This window comes from Ruminococcus sp. YRD2003 (assembly GCA_900109435.1).
Classification (GTDB): domain Bacteria; phylum Bacillota; class Clostridia; order Oscillospirales; family Ruminococcaceae; genus Ruminococcus; species Ruminococcus flavefaciens_G.
Genome location: FNZT01000003.1, coordinates 271074 through 293301, shown reverse-complemented (window position 1 = coordinate 293301; position 22228 = coordinate 271074). Strand labels below are relative to the sequence as shown.

Sequence of the window (22228 nt, the reverse complement as noted above, 5' to 3'; positions counted from 1 at the left end):
AGAACATGGATGAAAAGCAACTAAAAAACATGTGGAACTACTTTCTGAGCTTAGAACAAGATTTATCAAATACATCAAGATTTGTTGAGCCTCAGGGACAAGAAAATGTATATTCATTTGAATTTGCTAAAATTCTCATTTTAGCCTGTACAGAAGTTGAGTCTGCTTTTAAAGCGCTTTGTAAATCGATAGACGGACTTGAATATGGAGTAATATCAAAGTACAAAGAAATAATTATGAAGAAATATCCTAAAATAATTAATGCTGAAGTTACTGTTTCTCGTCTCGAAAAAACGGTCAAACCGTTTTCAGAATGGGAATATGGTCCATTATCATGGTGGGATGCTTATGGTACAATCAAACATAGTCGAGGTTCTCATTTTCAAAATGCAACATATTTGAATGCAGTATTGGCGTTAGCTGCTTTGTATGTTTTGATACTATATCTTGCTAAAACATTAGGATATGAAATTGATGATTACAAAAGTGAGTATATTACGAGCGAGTATGCTTCAGGTTTTTTAATTGCAGATTCAGGCATTAACCTTCCCGATTTTGAAAACGAAGAAAAGAAAAGCGCTTTGACTGTCAAAGACGGGACTTTGACAGTTAACATAGGTTTAGATAACGGGAAATAATTTCCTTACAAATGCTATTACAGTGCACAGTTTATTATCGTACTATGTTCTTGAGAAAAACTGTCAAGAAAAGGATAATAGTGTCGAATATACGCGCTCCCAAAAATGAAAAAGTCAGATTGCTTGATAAAGGAGAAAAACTATGGTAGTTACTTTTTTAGTCGGAAATGGTTTTGATATTTCCTGCGGACTTAATACGTCTTATAGAAGCTTCTATGATTGGTATTTACAACAGCCAAGTTCTTCAGATCCTATTCGTGAATTAAAAAAGAGTATTTGCAATGAATATGAAAACTGGGCTGATTTTGAAATCGGTTTAGCAAGGTATACCAGGAATTTCACAATAGATACAGTAGATGATTTTTTTGAAATCTATGAGGATGCACGTAACAACATCATAAAGTTTATTCAGGTGCAAACTGAAAACGTTGACCTAAATGCTATTTCTGATAAACAGCTACTTGATTTTAAGAACAGTCTTATTACCTTCTATGCTGAATTACCCCCTGTTGAGAGAATGGAGATTGATAATAGTTTCAGAGGCCAAAAAATAGAATACAGTTTTATCTCATTTAATTATACTTTCATTCTAAATGAAATAGTAGATAAGGTTTCAAAGATAAAACCTGCATCTGAGATGATAAATATGGCTTCTAGTAAGAGCAGTTTTATTAATCCTAATGTTATTAATCTTCACGGAACATTAAAACAATTTCCTATAGTGGGAGTAACTGAAGATATATATGTCCCAAATAAAGAAATACTAAAAGCGCCATTTTTTAGAGATCTAATGATAAAACCTGATTCTGTTGATGCTGTTAGCCAAATATGGTATGAAGAAGCGAAAAAACGAATTGAAGAAAGCAACATAATATGTATATTTGGAATGTCACTTGGAAATTCAGATAGCATGTGGTGGGAAAGAATCATGACTCATTTATCGAGTTCCCCTAAGAATCACTTAATAATATTTAATTATGATGATAATCCTCCAAGCGGCACTTCAATCTATAAAACATTAATTAGCAATGATGATCTAAAGAATAGAATGATTGATTATACAGCTTTATCGTCACAAGACATACCAAAAATAAAAAGACAAATACATATTATTTACAATACCAAAAAAGTATTGCAATTATCTATTCCTAAAAAGATGGTGTTGCCAGTTAGTGAAGAGTTGCTGAAAACACCTATTTCAAAAGTTAAGCCTTTATTCTGAAGTGAAAAATAAAAAGTGAGGTAATAGTATGGTATCTGAAAGAAGGAAAAAAGAAAACAAGCCTGTCCTTGCTATATGTTATGATTTTGACAAAACACTTTCTCCTGATGATATGCAGGCACAAGGATACATTCAATCTGTTTATGATGGCGATATTCCGTCGTTTTGGAAAGAATCAAATCAAATGGCTGAAGATAATGAAATGGATACTAACCTCGCATATATGTATAAAATGGTGAATGAAGCACGTGGCCGTATTGTTCTTACCAGAAAAAGTTTGCAGGAATATGGTGCAAAAGTCCAGCTTTTTCCTGGCGTTGAAGAATGGTTTGAACGTATAAGAGCTTATGGTGCTGAAAAAGGCGTAATTGTTGAGCATTATATTATCTCTTCTGGTTTGAAAGAAATGATAGAAGGAACTTCTGTTGCAAAAGCAGGCACTTTCGAAAAAATATATGCAAGTTCGTTTATGTTTGATGACAAAGATGTCCCAATATGGCCAGCTCAGGTCATCAATTATACTAATAAAACACAGTTCCTTTTCAGAATTGAGAAAGGCATTCTTGATGTCAATGACTCAGGTGTAAATGACTATTTCTCCCCTGAAGATCTTCGTGTGCCGTTCAGAAATATGGTATACATAGGTGATAGTGATACCGACATTCCTTGCATGAAGCTTGTAAACATAAACGGTGGACATTCAATCGGTGTGTATAATAATGATACGCTTGATAAGACAAAGGTATATAAAATGATCCATGATAAGCGTATTAAATACTATGCTCCTGCGGATTACACCGAAAATTCAAAACTTGATTCTTTAGTTAAGGCGATTATTGACCGTACTGCAGTGAACGAAGTTCTTGAGAATATATATTTTGATTGTATTAACGAACGCGATCAAAATGATATAAGAAGAAGTAATGATGAAGTAAAACGTAATAGGTTAGATCTGATTTTATCCTTAGATGGAAGTGGTTCGTTTGGAACTACACATACACTTATGAAAGAAATGCTTTTAATTGACAACTGGACTGAAGATGAAATAGAGATGTTATTGGATATTGCGCTTAATAATCATCCAGTAAGATATTTGTTAAACGATTTGGATGTAAAAACCTTTTACCAAAAAATAATTAGACTGTTACCTTATAAAAACGAAAAGGCAAAAAGAGTTGAGGAACACTTTGAATAATCTATTTATAAGTAAGTGGATTAATCCCTATTTTGTATGGGAATAAATTAGAAATTGCGCTTAATATTCACTTAGTTGTGGAGGTGAATTAGTATGACCAACTTCGACTTCTTAAAAAACGAGCCGCAGTTCGCGGCTTTCGCCGATACCGCCATAGCTGCCGAAAAAACGCTTGGTATCGACGCAAATATATGCGTCCAGACCTGCCGCAGCGCTATGGAGTTTGCGGTCAAGTGGATGTACTCCGCCGATTCTGCCCTTGAAACTCCTTACGATGACAGGCTGAATAATCTCATCAACAACGAGGATTTCCGCGAGATCGCAGGCGATGACATCTGGCGCAGGCTCGATTATATCCGCAAATGCGGCAACAAGGCTGTACATGACAACTCCAGGCGCACCGAGGAGGAAGCTCTGCTCTGCCTTGAAAATCTGTTTGTGTTCACGGACTTCCTCGCCTATTGTTACGGCGAGGATTACAGCGGTAGTGATTTCGATGCCGAGCTTTGCAAGTCCCATAGTGCAGGCTCTGCCCCTGTCCTTCCCAATGTTGACCTCGAAGCCCTAAAAGCTGAAAATGCCGAGCTTCGCGAGCAGCTCACCGCTCAGCGTATCGGCCGTGAGCAGACCTATGTCAAGAAGCCGCTGGAGCTCTCCGAGTACAAGACGAGAAAGCTGTATATCGACGTTATGCTCCGGGATGCAGGCTGGACTGAGGGCAGAGACTGGCTCAACGAGGTGGAGCTGCCCGGTATGCCGAACAAATCCGAGGTCGGTTATGCGGACTATGTTCTTTACGGCGACGACGGCCGTCCGCTGGCAGTAGTCGAGGCAAAGCGCACCTGCGTGGACGTATCAAAGGGACGTCAGCAGGCGAAGCTTTATGCGGATATCCTTGAAAAGAAGTTCGGCAGACGTCCTGTGATATTCCTGACAAATGGCTTTGAAACGAGGGTAACCGACAATGTATATCCCGAGCGAAAGGTGTCGAATATCTATTCCAAGCGAGACCTTGAAAAGCTGTTCAACCTCCAGAAAATGCGTGAGAGCCTTGCGAATGTAATGGTCAATAAGGACATTGCAGGCAGATACTATCAGGAGGGCGCTATCAAGGCGGTATGTGATACTTTTGATAACAAACACAGACGTAAGGCACTGCTTGTTATGGCAACAGGCTCGGGCAAGACACGAACAGTTGTGGGACTCTGCGATGTGCTGCTGAAAAAGGGCTGGGTGAAGAATATTCTTTTCCTCGCCGACAGAAACGCTCTTGTCACGCAGGCAAAGCGCAGCTTTGTTAATCTGCTGCCCGACCTTTCCGTGACCAATCTCTGCGAGGATAAGGATAACTACAACGCGCACTGTGTATTTTCGACCTATCCCACGATGATGAACTGCATTGACTCTGTTCACGACGAGGAGGGAAAGCTGTTCACCTGCGGTCACTTTGACCTGATAATCTGCGATGAAGCACATCGTTCAATATACAATAAATACCGCGATATTTTCACGTATTTTGATGCTCCGCTGGTAGGTCTGACTGCTACTCCGAAGGACGAGATAGACAAGAATACATATGAGATCTTCGAGCTTGGAAATGGCTCTCCGACATACGGTTATGAGCTGGCGCAGGCTGTTCAGGACGGCTATCTTGTCGATTTTCTGTCAGTTGAGACCGAGCTGAAGTTCCTGACAAAAGGAATCGTTTACGATGAGCTCTCTGACGAGGACAAGGAACAGTATGAAAATACATTTGTCGATGAGGACGGTGACATTCCCGAAAAGATAGCTCCGTCAGCACTTAACAACTGGGTAATGAATACTGACACCATCAAGAAAGCGCTGAATCTTGTCATGACTCAAGGTTTGAAGATAGATTACGGTCAGAAAATCGGAAAGACTATCATCTTCGCAGCCAATCATAATCACGCAGAAAGGATACTTGAAATATTCAACAGCGAATATCCGAAACTTGCTGGATATGCCAAGGTCATCGACAACAGAATAAACTATGCACAGTCACTTATCGACGAGTTCTCTGATCCGAAGAAATTGCCGCAGATAGCTATTTCTGTTGATATGCTCGATACCGGAATTGATGTGCCTGAGATACTTAATCTTGTGTTCTTCAAAAAAGTAATGAGCAAGGCAAAGTTCTGGCAGATGATAGGCAGAGGTACAAGACTGTGTCCGAATCTTATAGACGGCGTTGACAAGAACAAGTTTTATATCTTTGATTTCTGCGGTAATTTTGAGTTTTTCCGTATGAACAAAGGCAAGGCTACTCCTAACCTTATATGCTTGCAGGGAGCAGTTTGGTCGCTGAAATTTCAGATGGCGTATAAGCTCCAGGACATAGCGTATCAGACAGATTATTTTATCTCTTTCAGGAAGTCGCTTGTTGATGATATGGCTGAAAGAGTCAGGGAACTGAACAGGGAAAACTTTGCCGTAAGACAGCATCTGAAATATGTTGAGCAGTATTCCGATGAACAGAATTACTCCGTGCTGAAATTTGAAGACACACTTATTGTTGCTGATGAAATAGCTCCGCTTATCCTTCCTTATGACGACGATCCTAAGGCTGTACGATTTGACGCATTAGTTTACGGAATTGAGTTGTCTATCCTTGCAGGAAAGTCATATTCAAGAAGAAAAACTGACCTTTACAAAAAGGTCAGCGCAGTCGCGAGCGTTGGAAACATTCCCGAGATTGCCGCACAAAAAGAGATTATCGACAGGATACTCAATACTGACCTTATTGAGCGTGGCGGTATTGAGGAATTTGAGATAATAAGAGAAAAGATACGCGGACTTATAAAGTACATTCCTGTCGGGAAGATTATATATGAGACCAATTTTGACGACGAGATAATGGCTCCCGAATGGAACGAATCACAGCTTGATAACGATGATCTGAAAGGTTACAAGTACAAGGCAGAGGAATATATCCGCAAGCATCAGGACGAAGCGGCTATTGCAAAGCTGAAAACCAATCAGCCTTTGAATGCAGAAGATGTTGCTGCTCTTGAGAAGATACTTTGGAGTAATATCGGTACTCATGAGGACTATACAAATGAGTATGGGGACAAGCCTCTCGGCGAATTTGTAAGAGGTATAGTCGGACTTGATATGAATGCAGCCAAGGAAGCGTTCTCCGTTTTCCTTAACAATACTGCTCTCGACAGTAAGCAGATATACTTTGTCAATCAGATAGTTGAGTATATCGTTCACAACGGCGTTATGAAAGACCTGTCAATTCTTCAAGAATCTCCGTTCACTGATAACGGCAGCGTAGTGGAGATATTCTCCGATTTGAGCATCTGGCAAAGTATCAAGAAAGCTATTGAAAGCATTAATAATAATGCGGTTGCTTAAAACAACGATTTAACATATGTATAACAGTTCCCCTCTGAATTATTCAGAGGGGAACACGTTAAGAGAAAGTAATTATAAAATCGTTGACTTTATAATAAGAGTTCATTCAAGATCTGTGCGAGGTGAAGTGTATGATTATCGATTATGATTTGTGGTGGGAAAGACATGCTGTTTGTGTTGATAAAATCCAGCGCCTATGCGAGATAAGTACAAGTAAGGATGCGAAGAAACGTGCTATAAAATGTAAATCTAATCTCTGCGTAATAAAAAATGCTATACAGGATATTCAAAGCTTTTTTGACAGAAATAATCAATCAACAGCTGAATTATGTTTCCTTATTCGAAATATAGATGTAATCGTTACGGGAATTATAGATACAAACAATGATTTTCTTGGTATAGGTGGAAAAGCAGAAAAAAGGATAGAACGATGTTTTACGGATAAGAGTGTAATTTTAAAATTTAGGACTCTGAGAAGTTTGATCTTAGCTCATCCAGTTGATACCATCTACAATAACGACAAAGGAGAATCAGAAACGGTATATCTTGAAGATGTACGACCATTTAATCCTGTTATAGATGGCTTTTTAATAAAGGAAGCGTGTGATTATGTCAAAAGAATGTGCAAGCCCGAATCGAATCGGTCATATTTTGAGCCTTTATCAATAGATAAGGATATTATCCCTGTTATAAATACTATTATTGACACCGTTGCAATTCTTACTAATAATATCGAAAAGCAAATTGTGGTATTGGAATCGGATTATGCTAAACAGGAACTTGATTTGGATATGAGCTCTATGGAAAAATATATTATATCATTGGATAAAGAACTTGAAAAGCGGTATCCTTCTGCCGTTGAGAATGTTGAGTATGAAAATGGAGCAAGAGTACATTATTCTATAATAAATCAGTGCTTAATGTTCTATACAGCTCATTTTTCAAAAGAAACGCAAGAAAAATACGATATTTTTCTAAAATATATCGAAAATGAATTGCATAAAATCGAAAACGATTTACAGCGAATGCAATTTAATGAAGACAACTATTTTAAACTTCTATATAATCCGGAGTTTGCTCCGCATTTATCATATGAACAGGAGAAAATGGAATATCTTATAGACAGCAATGAAAAATCATATACAGAAGAGTTTATTGACAACGATACTAAATCAAATGCGTTGTGGGGGATCAGGTGCTTCCGCCTTCTGATTCCATATATTAGCGAATATATTCCTGTTGATGTGTCGGTTACTGATAAAGAACTTTATTGTCAATATGTCGCAGCTCAGTATTTAAGCAATATCTATAGCACTGAGTATAGAGATTAATATGTAGGTGATGTTAAATTCTAATAAGCTCCTGATACTCCTCTATCTCCAGCTCGCCATCGGCAGCTTTAGTTCGCAGCTCAATAGCGTACTCTCCCCACTCAGCAAAGTCAGACTTGCTCATTTTCTTTTTCATATAGCGAGCGTAGTGCTGCTTGTATGCACGATTGTATATCTCCCAAACAGGATCACTCTTTATCTTCTCCTTGAAGTTGTGGCTCATTGCATTGTCACGGCAAGTCTTAGGCGGATTACTGCTGACCAGTCGCTTGCAGTAGTGTGAGAATGTTGTGTGTTTCATGATGAACCACCGACCGCAGTTGCGGCACTTGACAGGCATGAACTTCTCTTCAATGCACTTGAACAATTCAAAATACAGAAAGGCTCCCAGCGATGTGAAACGATAAGTCTCACAGAGTATGGGACCTTTTTTCGTCTCGATAACTGTGTGTCCCATGCACATACTTCCGCTTGAAATAACGCCCCTATATTTTTGAAATGTGTCAATCACTTTCTGAGTTGTCGGATAACTGTTGTGGTCACAAAGCTCGTCAACGAACGGCATAAAGATTTTTTTGACGCGGATAATGTCCTCGATAAAAGTTGAGAACTCGTTCGTCATCTGTTCGATACAAGTTGTGAAATCGGCAGCGTCTTTTCTGTTTTCATAGTTGCTGAAAACCTTCTTGCTGTCAAATTCGTAGTCAGATAATGCTCGCAGTTCGTGCAGTTCTTCCGTAATATACATTTCCTCATACGACACAGGAGTGCTCTCTGCACTGACAAAGTGTTCGTTGTAGTCATCAACTTCAAACTCCGAGTCCTCATAGAAAGGCTCGTCAAAGATGTCGTTATAATATGCGAACAGATTTCTCAGGAGACCGTGCCTGAAATGTTTTGTGTCGTAGGGCGGAAGTGACTTTGCAATGTCCATGATGCTGTCGTATGTGAATTCTATTTCCTGTGCGCACTTGCCTATATCAGCAGGACAGAACAAGGAACTGATGTTCAGCTCAGACTTTGCACGTTCACATACGTCAAACAGTTCACCTAAGTCATAAAAATTCATTGAAAAATAGCGCAGAAGTATCTCTCCTAGCGGATAAACTCTGCCGTCGGAAAGATATATTTTTCTGTCATGGTAGTGCGCTTCTATCTCAAACATAATAACTCCTTTCAGAAATAGTGTTCTATTTCGTCAGAGCGCATAACACTGCGGTTTGCTTTGAAAACAGCTGTATAAATAGCTGAAAGCTAAAAATTTACAATTCGTTCATAAAAATAGATTATAGATTGAACTCGGTAGAGATAGTATACTATATCTATTGACTTTTGTCAAGAGAGCGTGTATACTGAATGCAGTTAAGACGTCCGGACACTCTTGACATCACAAGTAAAAACTCGAAACGCGAAAGGAAGATGTAAATGAAAAACAATATCAACTGCACAGCTTACTCCAACAGTGTCAATTCGCCTCTGGAGTATCTCAACATCACTACGCCTGCCGAGTTCAAGGTGGTGATGGATTTACTCTGCTACTACGACAGCGAAAAGAAAACCTCGACCATAAGCCGCACAGGTATTGCAAGAGATACTGCAATGTCAGTGAGCAACGTTGAGCGAGCACTCAAAACTCTTGCGCAGAAGGATATCATTCGTATCCACAACAACTATGCTGACAACGGTCGTCAGGTCGAGAACTCTTATGAGGTCGCATTCCTGAACTATGACATAGACGAGGACAAGCTCCGCAACGCCGAGTTGGCGTTGCAGTTTAAAAGCTGAATTGTCATAGGGGCTGTGTCATGATGTCATAGGCTTATATATTAAGTATACAAGAGAATATATACTAATACGAAGAAGGAAGATATATATTACATGATAATTATAAATCAAGTAAGTGCCTTTTTTCTTCAGCTATACTGTCTATGACAACGATGTTCAGTAAATCGAGACTGAAACACGCGCAGAAAGCCCCGAAAAAGCCGTCCTCAAAAGGGAAATAGTATAGTTACCCCACCGCTCCCGTTGAACGCGATTGTCGCGCAACGTGGAGCGAGTGTGGGGATACCACACAAATACTATTGGCAGAGAAAAAGTGGCGGCGGTGACAAAAAGTCTTCCCTTTTGGGAAGGCAAGCATCGCAGACGGCATTCCGCCTGCTGCTGAAAACGGGAGAACCCGTGCCCCTTTTTGGTTTGCAGGAAAAAGGCTGGCGTCATTTGCGCCCGCCATTCCACATCGGACGGGCAGTGCCCGCCGAAATATCGGAACTTACAGTATTTGCAAATTGAGGTCAAAATAAGAAAACGCGAATAATCTTGGAGTCAAAAAATTAAAAAGCCCCAAATATTGCCTATAATTAGGGAGGTGTGACCGGAGTCAGAGAATCTTTTAAAACTGAATAGTATGTTTGAAAAAGTGTGACGTGAAAGGAGTTCATATGAAATCTGAAACGAATGAAAAAGCTCTTTGCGTTGACAAGAAGATGACCATAAACGGACAAACCTTTAACGTGACGCTTGTTTTCAAACCTCCTGAAAAGCCAAGCGAATCCGTTGAGGATAAAATCAAACACTTGATAAACGGCGACAGGATCTGTTGAAAAAGTTCTGGACTTTCGGGCCGAGTAGTGATATACTGTCGGTGTATCCTATTCGGTTTGATTCCAGAAGCACAGCTTCGGAACAGGAGGATATATGAAAACAGAATCAAACACGGAACAGATAACAGCGCTGTACTGCCGCCTAAGTCAAGAGGATATGCGTGCAGGCGAGTCGCTGTCAATTGAAAATCAAAGACTTATGCTAAAGGATTACGCAGACAAGAACGGCTTCCGTAATTGTCAGTATTACATCGACGATGGTTACAGCGGCACCGATAATACTCGTCCTGAGTACGTTCATATGCTGAATGATGTTGAGAACGGACTTGTCGGAACAGTCATTGTGAAAGACCAGTCGAGACTTGGACGCGACCACTTAGAGACCGACAGACTCATGGAATTGGTGTTTCCTGCATATGATGTTCGCTTCATAGCAGTAACGGACGGAGTTGATTCCGCCAATGGTATCAACGAGATGTCTGGTATCAAGAATCTGTTCAATGATATGTACGCTCGAGACTGCTCGAATAAGATAAGGGCTGTACTCAGAGCAAAGGGCGAACGTGGAGAACGTCTTGCAGCCTGGATAGCATATGGTTATATGAGAGATCCAAGCAACCCGAAGCAAATCATACCCGATCCCGAGACTGCACCTGTTGTCAAGCATATCTTTGAGATGTATGCAAGTGGAATAGGCATAAAGCGTATCTGTGGATCTCTTGAACAGGAGAAAGTTCTCTCGCCCGGCGTTTACAATTACAGAAAGTATGGCAGCCTTTCAAGAAATCTCAAGCTCGACAAGCCTTACGCATGGGCGAACAACACTATCCGAAAGATGCTTTCCAATCAGATCTACTGCGGAGATACGGTAAACTTCAAGACCTATTCAAAGTCCAACAAGCTGAAAAAGCGTATCAAAAACTCGCCTGAGAATATGAGGATATTTCCTAATACGCACGAAGCAATCATTGACAGAGCAACGTTTGATCTGGTACAGAAGCACTTTGAAGGTCGCAAACGTGCAGACAAACGCGGCGAGCTGGACAAGTATGCAGGTTATCTTTACTGTGCTGAATGCGGTTCAAGATTGTACCGCAACCGCGACAAATCGCACAAAGGCGACAGCTACCGCTGCGGACACTATGAAAGCCGCAAAAGCGACTGCACTTCACATTACATTCGTGAAAGTGTGCTCGACGAGATAGTTTTAAGAGCAATGAAAAAGGTGACGAAATACGCAAGGGAGCACTCGGACGAGTTTTACAAAGACGCCATGAGAAACGGCAAAGCAGAAGCTGCTAAGAATCTTAAAGAGTCCGAGGCCCTTAGAATTGAGTATGAAGCTAAGATCAAGCAGATTGACAACGCAATACAGCTCCTATACATGGACAGGTCCAACGGCAAAATAACCGACGAACGCTACGAAGTTCTCGCCACCAGCTTTGAAAATGAACAGTCCGAACTGAAATCAAAGCTCAGCACCCTCAACTCGCAGCTTGATGAAGTGAAAGTGCGTGAGAAATGTATCCGGGACTTTATCACCAAGGCTAAGAGGTATGTAACAATTTCAAAGGTCACGCCTGAGCTTATGAGAGCTTTTATAGAGCGAATAGAAGTCCACGAAAAGGCTGTAAAACGTTCAAGGACCTGCGGTAATCACATAGTTATATACTTCACATTTCATCCGGATAAAGCATTCAGACTTGACGGAGAGATGAACGAGCTTGGCATGGCCAAATTTACATAATAAAAATCTCCGAGGATGACCTCCTCGGAGATAATACATAATTAACTGCGTTAAGAACACCATGCAGAAGAAAGGTTCTCCCCCGAACCCCTTTCCAAAGACTTTTAGTCCAAATTTTGCCCCTATGGGGTACTCTCCTGATATGAAAAGAGTTAGTCTTTCTTTTCAATGAGAGTACCCCATAGGGGCAAAATTTAAATTGAAAGTTTTAGGAAGGGAGTTTGAGGGTGACTCCCCGCAGTGCGGGGAGATGTCGCGAAGCGACAGAGGGGACCGCCGCTGTTAGCGGAACCCTTTTTCAAAAGGGTTTCCCTCAATAAATACCCCGTAATATTTCTATATAGGCACAGCACATACGGTCAGCCTTATTTTTTATTCCTTCGGGAACTTCAATCCCCAATCGCTGCGCAGGGAGTCCATTATCTCCATGACCTCGAGCGTTCCTTTGTGAGGGATGAGTGTGCTTTCGGGAAGTCCCGAGCGGAGACAACGATGTACCTCCTCTATCTCATACTCGTAGCCGTTTACACGGGCAGGGGAGTTGTACTGCTCTACAAGACGGCGCTCCTTATCATAAAGCGATACATTGTCTGTACAGAAGAAACAATCACCAAATACGATACTGCCCTCAGTTCCTGAAATAACGGCATTATTGCGAAGCCCTATCTCGAAGCCTGATTCGATCGAAGCAAATGCTCCGTTTGTGTAACGGAGTATGAGCGACTCGCTGATGTCAACTCCGCCGCTGAGATTTGCGGCGCTTTGAATTTCTGCGGGCTTGCCGAGAAGGTCGTGGACAAGAGTGAGCGGGTATACAGTTACGTCAAGAAGCGCTCCGCCGCCGCAGTCGGCACGGAAGAGGCGGTCATCGGCGTTATATGGTACAAAATTGCTGAAATCTGCCTTGATGTAACGGATATCTCCGACCTTTCCGCGCTCGAGCCATTCCTTCATTTTAATGTAGGTCGGTCGGCATTTCATCCACATCGCTTCGCAGAAGAAAAGCTTCTTCTTTTCTGCAAGTGTGAGTATCCCGCGGAGCTGTTCAGCATTGAGTGTGACCGATTTCTCGCAGAATACGTTTTTGCCTCTCGTCAGCGCGGAAATGCAGTTGTCGTAGTGTGATGCCATCGGCGTGGCTATGTACACTATGTCGATATTGCTGTCGGAAAGGAGGTCGTCATAGCTCGCGTATGAGCGTGCGAAGCCGTATTCTTTGGCGAAATCTGCTCCTTTTTCGGCGCTCCGTGAACCGACTGCGTATAATTCAGCTTCCGGAACGGCTGTAAGTGCAGTCACAAATGCACGGGCGATACGTCCTGTTCCGATTATGCCCCATTTTATCTTATCCATAGTTCTCCTCTCCTAATTAATGTGACGCGCAAATTCTTTATATTAAAGGGAATTTGCGCTCCCCGAACGAAGTTCGGGGCAATAACCGCCTAAATGCGGTTATTGAGGACACATTAATTATTAAATTGTAACAAAGCAGCTCCAAAACCTGAGCCTTATTCGATGTAAAAATTATATACTATGCCAGTCCTTTTGTCAATAGTGTGATTAAACGACCTCAAAAATTGTCGAAATGCACAATACAGCACCGCGTAATTTGTCCGTACATACAAATTTTTAAGGCAATTTTTAAAGTTGTATTTACAAAGCCGATGATTTGTGTTATCATTAAGAAAAACCGAGATGTTTCGGGTGGAGGAGGATTCGATGGAAGATTATAAATATTTGAATATCGTTGAGTGGGCTAAGGACTATATCGCTTCAAACGGCTTGAAGCCTAAAGACCGCTTTCTCACGGAAAAGGAGCTCTGCGAGATACACGGAGTCAGCAGACAGACTGTCAGACAGGCTCTCATGTGCCTCGAAAATGAGAACGTTATCAGCCGCGTAAGAGGCAGCGGCGCTTTCGTTTCTGCCGGCTCGGCTCAGCCCGAACAGCCTTCTCAGGTTAAAAATATCGGTGTTATCTCTACATATTTTACCGATTATATCTTCCCTCAGATCGTTACAGGGATCGAGAGCGTTCTCAATGATTCGGGCTATTCTATGCAGCTTGCTATAACTCACAACAAAGTGTCCGAGGAACAGCAGGCTCTTCAGAGCATGATCTCGAGCGGTGTACAGGGTCTCATCATTGAGCCGTCGAAGAGCGCTCTGCCTAATCCGAATATGGAGCTCTATGACGAGCTCCGCAGAAAAAACATCCCTGTCGTGTTCTTTAATGCGAAATATCCGTGGTCAAGTTACCCGTGTGTGTCTATCGACGATGAAGCCGCAGGCAGACTGGCTGCGGATTATGCGTTCGGGTGCGGTCATAGAAGAGTGGCGGGTATTTTCGCTCTCGATGATATTCAGGGACACAAGAGATACAGCGGCTTTACTAAGAGCTGTATAGCTCACGGACTCAGGAACGCTGAGGAGAACGTCCTCTGGTTCGCTACCTCCGATAAAAACTCGGTATTCACTTCGGGCGAGAACAATCTGCTCGTGCTGCTTAGCGAGACTACCGCTGTTGTTTGCTACAATGACAATATTGCCGTGAAGCTCCTGCAATTCTGCAAGGAACATGACATCAGCGTTCCCGATGAGATCTCGGTTGTCGGTATCGACGATTCAAAGTACGCTTCGATCTGCGATGTGCCGCTCACTACTGTGGCTCATCCCAAGCGCAGACTCGGTGAGGCTGTTGCGGAAAAGCTCATAGACCTTATCTGCTCTCCCTCGGCTGACAATAACGACATTATTTTCACACCCGAATTAAAGATTCGCGACTCGGTCAAGAAGCTTTGATCTCAAAGATTACGCGGAACGGCATGATCGTGTGGGGTAATGGATATGAATGATAAAAGTGATATGATGCAGGACGTCAAGCGCGTTGACATCAGAAAGGTCGAAGACCTTTTGCAGAGCGGAAAGCTCGAGGACTGCACCGATAAGCTCGACTCCATACTTGAAGAGGTCGATTTCTCACGGATCGGTTCGCTTGTGATACGTTTGTATGTCTGTATGGACATCTACGTCGCGGCACATACCTTTGCCGAGAAGATCGGCATTAGCAATGAGGCTTTCTGCGAACGCTTCGGTATAGCTGATGATATCGGCTCTAAGCTGATGAATACCGACGATACTATCCAATTCCTGCGTAAGATGATCTACGACTGTATAATGTGGAGGATAGGCTCAGCTAAGGAGAGCGGAAAAAGTATCGTTGCTAAGGCGCGTGACTACATTGACATGAACTATATGAACGATGAGCTCTCGCTCCTCGTTGTCGCTGAGGCTGTCGGGCTTAGCCCGTCGTATCTCAGTACGCAGTTCAAGAAAAAGTATGGGCAGAACCTCTCCGAGTATATTGCTGCGGCTCGTATCGCACACGCAAGAGAGCTGCTGTGCTGTACTTCAAAGATGATATATGAGGTCGCTTATGATGTGGGCTTCAGAGATTATCGGTATTTCAGTCAGATTTTCAAAAAGTATACGGGACAGACTCCCAGACAGTTCCAGACGAACGCTAATGTCTGTCCGTGATTTGTACAAATTATTATATTCTAAAAATAATAAACATTTTGTGTATTATTTTCGGTATCAATGTATGTACAAATTGTTTATAATGTAAGTACAAGTTAACGACGTGAACGTTAATAAATAAAAACATACGAGATGGAGGAATGTTATTATGAAAATGAAAAAGGTTCTTGCTATGGCTGCAAGTATGGTCCTTTGCGGCGCTGTTTTTGCAAGCTGCGGTTCTGAGGGCGGTTCTTCAAATGAGTCCAAGAAGGGCGATAAGCTCATTACTGTAGGCATCATTAACAACGACCCCAATGAGTCGGGATACCGTACTGCCAACGTAAACGACCTCAAGGCTACTTTCACCAAGGAAAACGGCTATGACGCCAAGTTCTCATACAGCCTCAAAAACGAAGAGCAGATAAACTTCGCTCAGAAGTATATTCAGGATGAGGTCGATTACCTCCTTCTCTCCGCTGCTGATACGGCAGGCTGGGATTCTGTTCTCAAGGACGCTAAGGATGCAGGCGTAAGAGTTATCCTCTTCGACCGTACTATCGACGCTGACGAGAGCCTCTATGAAGCTTCTGTTGTCTCCGATATGGATAAGGAAGGCGAGCAGGCTGTTGAGTGGCTCAAGAATCAGAACCTCACAAGCTATGATATCGTTCACCTTCAGGGTGTTATGGGTTCCGCTGCTCAGGAAGGACGTTCAGGTGCTCTCACTAAGACCGCTGCCGAACTCAAGTGGAACATCGTTGCCGAGCAGACCGCTGAGTGGAGCTCCGAAAAGGCTCAGCAGATTGTTCAGTCTGTTATCGACGCTGACAAGAAGTTCAATGTTATCTACGCCGAGAACGACGATATGGCCAAGGGCGCTGTTGCTGCTCTCGATAAGGCTAATATCTCCCACGGCGTTGGCAAGGACGTTGTTGTTATCGGTTTCGACTGCAATAAGTGGGCTCTCGAGGAACTTAAGGCAGGCAACTGGAACTACGACGGTCAGTGCAACCCCTTCCAGTCTTCTTACATCGTTGATATCATTGATAAGCTCGAAAAGGGCGAGACACTCCCTCAGAAGACTATCATCATGGACGAAAAGGGCTTCGATGCTACTACTATCACTGACGCTGATGTAGAGCAGTACGGCATCTGATCACGCAGGACATTGAATAACTAAATAAGTGCGGTGACACGTTCGGTTATGGCAATTGTCACCGCACTAATTTTAAAAGTTTTTTCACGTATCTATGCGATTATTACTTAGGAGGAAAGGCAATGCAGGATAAATCATTGCTGGAAATGCGGGGCATACATAAGTCGTTTCCTGGCGTTAAAGCGCTGAGAAATGTCGATTTTACGCTCCGTGAGGGAGAGATCCACGCGCTTATGGGCGAAAACGGTGCGGGTAAGTCTACTCTTATAAAAGTCCTCACGGGCGTTCATGTCAAAGACGGCGGAGAAATTTACATTAAAGGTCATAATGCTCCCGTACAGATCCACTCTCCGCAGGATGCTCAGAATCTGGGCATCAGTACGGTTTATCAGGAGATCTCGCTCTGTCCGAATCTCTCGGTCGCCGAGAATATCTTCATAGGACGCGGTAAGGGAGCGACTGTCAGCTGGCGTGAGATGAACCGAAAGGCTGACGAACTCCTTGCTTCACTTGAAATAGGCGTAAGGGCTAATCAGCAGCTCGCAAGCTGCTCTATCGCCGTTCAGCAGATGGTCGCTATCGCGCGTGCGGTAGATATGGATTGCAGCGTGCTCATACTCGATGAGCCTACTTCGTCCCTCGACGAATCAGAGGTCGCTAAACTGTTCAAGCTCATGCGCGACCTGAAGGCACGAGGTGTCGGTATCATTTTTGTTACTCACTTCCTCGACCAAGTTTATGAAGTGTGCGACAGGATAACCGTCCTCCGCGACGGTCAGCTCGTCGGTGAATATGAGATCGAGAAGCTGCCGCGTGTTCAGCTCGTTTCCAAGATGCTCGGCAAGGAGCTCGACGATATGGCGGATATCAAAAACGATTCCCCGAATTTCAACGAGACAAAGAACGAGATCGTCTATGAGGCTGAGAACCTTTGCAGCTCGGAGGGTATCAAGCCTTTCAACTTCCGCATACGCAAGGGAGAGGTGAACGGTTTCACGGGACTTCTCGGCTCGGGTCGAAGCGAGTGTGTTCGCGCTATTTTCGGCGCCGATAAGGTCACAAGCGGTACGGTATGGGTCGAGGGCAAGGAAGTCAGGATAACCAAGCCTATCGACGCGATGAAGAACGGTATCGCTTACCTCGCCGAGGACAGAAAACGCGACGGCATAGTCGGCGATCTCTCGGTGCGGGATAATATCATTCTTGCTCTTCAGGTCAAGAAAGGTTTCTTCCGTCCTTTTTCCAAGGCGCAGGCAACGAAGTTCGCTGACGAGTACATAAAGCTGCTCGATATCAAGACAGCTTCGGTCAATACACCTATAAAGTCGCTTTCGGGCGGTAATCAGCAGAAGGTCATACTCGGACGCTGGCTCCTCACTCACCCGAAATATCTCATTCTCGACGAGCCGACACGAGGTATTGATGTCGGCACAAAGGTCGATATACAGAAGCTTGTGCTCAAGCTCGCTTCCGAGGGAATGAGCATCACATTTATCTCGTCCGAGACCGACGAGATGCTGCGTACCTGCTCGAGACTCCTCGTTATGCGCGACAGAAAGCTCGTCGGCGAGCTGAAGGGCGATCAACTTACTCAGAATACTATCATGAATACTATTGCAGGAGGTGAGCAGAAATGAATCCCACTTCAAAATCAAATACGGCAGGCTCGATAATCACTGCTATGTTCAGAAAACAGATCTTTATCCCTTTAGCTGCACTGCTCATTCTCGCTGTTTTCAATTTCATCATGGACCCCTCGTTCTTTAAGGTAACGTTCGGTCATAACAGCAACGGCGATCCCATTCTTTCGGGAAATATCATCTCTATCATCGACTACGGCTCCGAGCTTGCGATACTCGCTATCGGTATGACTCTCGTTACTGCGGCTTCCCGCGGACAGGATATCTCGGTCGGCGCTGCGATAGCTATCGGAGGAAGTGTTGTGCTGAGAGTCCTCTGCGGTACCAATTCGCGTCCCGATGAGATTCAGGCTCCCATAATCGTGGCTTTCCTTGTATGCTGCTTAGTGACTATGGCCTGCGGTGCCTTTAACGGTATCCTTGTCTCGGTATTCAAGATACAGCCGATGGTAGCGACTCTTATCCTCTTTACGGCAGGACGCTCTATTGCCGCTTGGATCAACAACAATGAGCTGCCCGAAGTAAGGGACAAGACTTTCTCCTACTTCGGAGGCCTTATCCCCGGAATACCGATACCTACGCCGTTTTTCATCGCGATAGCCTGCTTTATCCTGATATTCTTGGTCCTTAAATTTACCACGCTCGGGCTGTATGTTCAGTCTGTAGGTATCAACGAGCAGACCTCGCGCCTTAACGGTCTTAACCCCGCTTTCATCAAGTTCATTACTTATGTTATCCTCGGCCTTTGCGTTGCTGTCGCCGGCCTTATCAAGGTCAGCCGTCTGAGGACCATAAATTACTCGGTCGTGGCTAAGGATATCGAGATGGACGCTATCCTTGCCGTTGCTCTCGGCGGAAATGCTCTCGGCGGCGGTAAATTCAATATCTCCGCTTCTATCCTCGGCGCATACGTTATTCAGTTCCTTACTACAACGCTCTACAAATTCCAGGTACAGTCGGACGCTCTCCCTGCTTACAAGGCAGTGGTCGTTATTGCACTTGTTGTGCTCAGCGCACCGATAGTAAGAGAAAAGATAGCATCTCTCTTCAAAAGGATTCGCCCCGAACGTGCGGAGCTGAAGACCTGACAAGCGTTTGAAACGGAGGAATATACTATGTCGCAGAAGTTTCTGACTGCCGATAAGTCACGGCGGTCTTTTCTCGGAAGCCTTTCCGATACCAATCTGCTGATGTCGATTACTATCATCGTTTTCTTTGCGATGTATCTGTTTGCGATATTTGCTCTTGGTTCGGGCTTCCAGAAGGCTCAGACCTTCTTTAATATTCTCAATGCAAATGCCGCTCTCATCATCCTTTCCTGCGGTATGACCCTCGTCATGATAACAGGCGGTATCGATATCTCGGTCGGCGGTATGGCTGCTCTCGTAAGTATGTGCTCTGCCGTATATCTCGATATGCACAGCGGCAGCGTCATCGGTGCTTTGCTGATCTCTCTCGGCATCGGTCTGGCTTTCGGTCTGGTGCAGGGCTACCTGATCGCTTATCTTGACATTCAGCCGTTCATCGTGACCCTCGCGGGAATGTTCTTCGCGCGCGGTATGACTACTATTGTCAATACGAACCCTTTCAACGTTCAAAATGAGGAGTTCGTGAAGCTCAAGGAAGCAAGGATCATTATCCCAGGTTTGGGGTCCTACAATAAGAGAGGCGAATACATCGATGCCTATATTGAGATTGGCGTTATTGTCGCTCTCGTCGTTGTAGCAGCTCTGTTCGTTTTCCTCAAATGGACAAAGACAGGCCGTAATTTCTATGCCGTAGGCGGCAACAAGCAAAGCGCTCTTATGCTCGGTATCAATGTAAAGAGAACAACTTTCCTTGCTTACCTTATGTGCGGTTTCCTTGGCGGGATCGGCGGATTTGTCTACTTTATGCACGTTGGCTCGGGTTCGGCTACTCATGCCGCAGGCGCCGAGATGAACGCTATCGCTTCTTCTATCATCGGCGGAACCATGCTCACGGGCGGCGTCGGAAATATCATCGGTACTCTTTTCGGCGTCCTTTCACTCGCACTTATCCAGAATATCGTATCATCGATCGGTCTTGATCAGGCTTGGTGGACGGGTATCACGAATGCTTCGATGCTCTGTATCTTCCTAATTGTTCAGAGCGTTATCATCGCCCGCCGCAAAAAAGCAAATCTCTCGGCTTCAAGACCCGCCGAAGTTAAAGGAGCAAAAAAATGAGCGGTGCGGATATCATTAAAAACGGCAGAGCTGTTATCGGTATTGAGCTCGGCTCTACCCGCATAAAAGCTGTGCTCATCGACGACGGTCACGCTCCTCTTGCTACGGGTATCCACGACTGGCAGAACGAGCTGCTCGACGGAGTCTGGACTTATTCTCTCGATGATGTGAAAAAAGGTTTGCAGGAATGCTTCGCTGACCTTATGATGAATGTCGAGGATAAATTCGGCGTTAAGCTCGAATCTGCGGCTGCTGTCGGAGTTTCGGCTATGATGCACGGTTACCTCGCTTTTGACGAGAACGATGAACAGCTCGTTCCTTTCAGGACCTGGCGAAATACTATGACCGAGGTGGCTGCCGAACGCCTTACCGACGCTTTCGATTTCAATATCCCTCAGCGCTGGAGCGTTGCTCACTTGTATCAGGCTATCCTCAATAAAGAGCCTCATATCAGCAAACTTGCCTTTATGACTACGCTTGCGGGTTATGTCCATTATCTCCTTACGGGGGAAAAGGTCATCGGTGCAGGGGACGCTTCGGGCATTTTCCCGATTGACCCGTCGACCTGCGATTATGACAAGGCGATGATGTCGCGGTTCGATACTCTCACTGCTTCAACAGAGCTCAGGCACAGCCTCTCGGAGCTTTTGCCGAAGATAGTTCGGGCGGGGGAGTGCGCGGGGACCCTTACAGAGGCGGGAGCTTTGCTGCTCGACCCGTCAGGCACTTTCCGTGCAGGTGTTCCGTTCTGTCCGCCCGAGGGCGACGCTCAGACGGGTATGGCTGCCACAAACAGCATTACTCCCAAGACGGGCAACGTGTCGGCGGGGACGTCGATATTCTCGATGATAGTTCTTGAGGATAAGCTGAAGGCTGTTCATCGTGAGATAGATATCGTGACTACTCCTTGCGGCGCGCCCGTTGCTATGGTTCACTGCAACAGCTGCACCTCTGACCTCGATGCGTGGTTCGGGATGTTCGGCAGCTTCCTGAAGGAAGCAGGTGTCGATCTGCCGAAACCAAAGCTTTATGATATGCTGTATGCTCTTGCGGCTGAAGGTGCTCCCGACTGCGACGGCATCATATCCTACAACTACTATGCAGGCGAGCCTGTAACAGGTGTAAGGGACGGTAAGCCCCTTCTGTTCAGAAGCCCTGATTCTGATTTCAATATCCGCAATCTCGCGCGTTCGCTCGTTTATTCCTGCGTTGCGGCGCTTAAAGCGGGAATGGATATCCTCACCGAGCAGGAGCACGTCAGGCTCGAGCGTATCTATGCGCACGGCGGGTTCTTCAAAACTCCTGTACCGAGCCAGAACTTCCTCGCGGCGGCTCTCGGTGCCGATGTTACACTCATGCAGACAGCAGGCGAGGGCGGCGCGTGGGGCATTGCTCTCCTTGCGGCTTACATGGCAAACAAGAACGTCGGTGAATCTCTCGAGACTTATCTCGGCAGCAGAGTTTTCGCCGATATGAAAGGCAGTACCGTTTCTCCCGCGAAGGAGGATATCGACGGTCTGAACGTTTATATGAAAAAATATATTTCGGGGCTCTCGGCTGAAAGAGCGTCAGTTTCCGAATGACGA

17 protein-coding genes are annotated in these 22228 nt (G+C 44.4%); 15 read left to right on the top strand and 2 right to left on the bottom strand.

Translation table 11 applies throughout. From position 1 onward, the window contains the following. The first annotated feature begins 5 nt into the window (after positions 1–5). From BMX22_RS01370 to BMX22_RS01350, 5 genes are all read left to right on the top strand, one after another. Positions 6–638, top strand: coding sequence for a hypothetical protein (locus BMX22_RS01370; protein ID WP_074740137.1), 633 nt, complete (start codon positions 6–8; stop codon positions 636–638). A 142-nt stretch (positions 639–780) separates the two neighbouring features. After that, complete coding sequence (locus BMX22_RS01365) at positions 781–1860, top strand: AbiH family protein (protein ID WP_074740136.1); 1080 nt, start codon at positions 781–783, stop codon at positions 1858–1860. Positions 1861–1888: 28 nt separating this feature from the next. Beyond that, positions 1889–3055 carry an HAD family hydrolase gene (locus tag BMX22_RS01360; RefSeq protein WP_074740135.1) on the top strand — a complete coding sequence of 389 codons (1167 nt, stop codon included), beginning with the start codon at positions 1889–1891 and terminating at the stop codon, positions 3053–3055. Between the two features lie 93 nt (positions 3056–3148). Then, entirely contained in the window at positions 3149–6433 is a 3285-nt protein-coding gene (locus tag BMX22_RS01355; protein WP_074740134.1) for a DEAD/DEAH box helicase family protein, read from the top strand. 131 nt (positions 6434–6564) lie between these two features. Then, positions 6565–7764 carry a hypothetical protein gene (locus tag BMX22_RS01350; protein ID WP_074740133.1) on the top strand — a complete coding sequence of 400 codons (1200 nt, stop codon included), beginning with the start codon at positions 6565–6567 and terminating at the stop codon, positions 7762–7764. 13 nt (positions 7765–7777) lie between these two features. Here BMX22_RS01350 and BMX22_RS01345 read toward each other — a convergent pair whose 3' ends face one another. Beyond that, the gene (locus tag BMX22_RS01345) at positions 7778–8929 is read right to left on the bottom strand and encodes a DUF6076 domain-containing protein (RefSeq protein WP_074740132.1); all 1152 of its coding nucleotides are present in this window, start codon (positions 8927–8929) and stop codon (positions 7778–7780) included. Between the two features lie 260 nt (positions 8930–9189). Here BMX22_RS01345 and BMX22_RS01340 point away from each other — a divergent pair, with 260 nt between their 5' ends. The 3 genes from BMX22_RS01340 to BMX22_RS01335 all read left to right on the top strand — a co-directional run bounded on the left by BMX22_RS01340 (position 9190) and on the right by BMX22_RS01335 (position 12117). Beyond that, positions 9190–9549, top strand: coding sequence for a hypothetical protein (locus BMX22_RS01340; RefSeq protein WP_074740131.1), 360 nt, complete (start codon positions 9190–9192; stop codon positions 9547–9549). A 659-nt stretch (positions 9550–10208) separates the two neighbouring features. Further along, positions 10209–10370 carry a hypothetical protein gene (locus BMX22_RS16320; protein WP_177172950.1) on the top strand — a complete coding sequence of 54 codons (162 nt, stop codon included), beginning with the start codon at positions 10209–10211 and terminating at the stop codon, positions 10368–10370. A gap of 94 nt (positions 10371–10464) precedes the next feature. Further along, a complete protein-coding gene (locus BMX22_RS01335) occupies positions 10465–12117 on the top strand; it encodes a recombinase family protein (RefSeq protein ID WP_074740130.1) in 1653 nt (550 codons plus the stop codon). Positions 12118–12489: 372 nt separating this feature from the next. On the opposite strand, the gene BMX22_RS01330 is transcribed toward BMX22_RS01335, so the two are convergent. Then, positions 12490–13470 carry a Gfo/Idh/MocA family protein gene (locus BMX22_RS01330; RefSeq protein ID WP_074740129.1) on the bottom strand — a complete coding sequence of 327 codons (981 nt, stop codon included), beginning with the start codon at positions 13468–13470 and terminating at the stop codon, positions 12490–12492. Positions 13471–13836: 366 nt separating this feature from the next. Between BMX22_RS01330 and BMX22_RS01325 the strand changes: the two genes are divergently transcribed. From BMX22_RS01325 to BMX22_RS01295, 7 genes are all read left to right on the top strand, one after another. Continuing rightward, complete coding sequence (locus BMX22_RS01325) at positions 13837–14919, top strand: GntR family transcriptional regulator (protein ID WP_074740128.1); 1083 nt, start codon at positions 13837–13839, stop codon at positions 14917–14919. A 45-nt stretch (positions 14920–14964) separates the two neighbouring features. Next, positions 14965–15657, top strand: a complete 693-nt coding sequence (locus tag BMX22_RS01320; protein ID WP_074740127.1) for a helix-turn-helix domain-containing protein — start codon at positions 14965–14967, stop codon at positions 15655–15657. Positions 15658–15805: 148 nt separating this feature from the next. After that, positions 15806–16795 (top strand): ABC transporter substrate-binding protein, encoded by a 990-nt coding sequence (locus tag BMX22_RS01315; RefSeq protein WP_074740126.1) that lies wholly within the window; start codon positions 15806–15808, stop codon positions 16793–16795. Between the two features lie 122 nt (positions 16796–16917). Further along, on the top strand, positions 16918–18432 hold the full coding sequence (locus tag BMX22_RS01310) for a sugar ABC transporter ATP-binding protein (protein ID WP_074740125.1): 1515 nt from the start codon (positions 16918–16920) through the stop codon (positions 18430–18432). Then, entirely contained in the window at positions 18429–19523 is a 1095-nt protein-coding gene (locus BMX22_RS01305) for an ABC transporter permease (protein WP_074740124.1), read from the top strand. Before BMX22_RS01310 ends, BMX22_RS01305 begins: the two co-directional genes overlap by 4 nt. A 27-nt stretch (positions 19524–19550) precedes the next feature. Then, a complete protein-coding gene (locus BMX22_RS01300) occupies positions 19551–20642 on the top strand; it encodes an ABC transporter permease (RefSeq protein ID WP_074740123.1) in 1092 nt (363 codons plus the stop codon). After that, the gene (locus BMX22_RS01295) at positions 20639–22225 is read left to right on the top strand and encodes a xylulokinase (protein ID WP_074740122.1); all 1587 of its coding nucleotides are present in this window, start codon (positions 20639–20641) and stop codon (positions 22223–22225) included. The genes BMX22_RS01300 and BMX22_RS01295 overlap by 4 nt, the downstream gene beginning before the upstream one ends. Positions 22226–22228 lie beyond the last annotated feature (3 nt).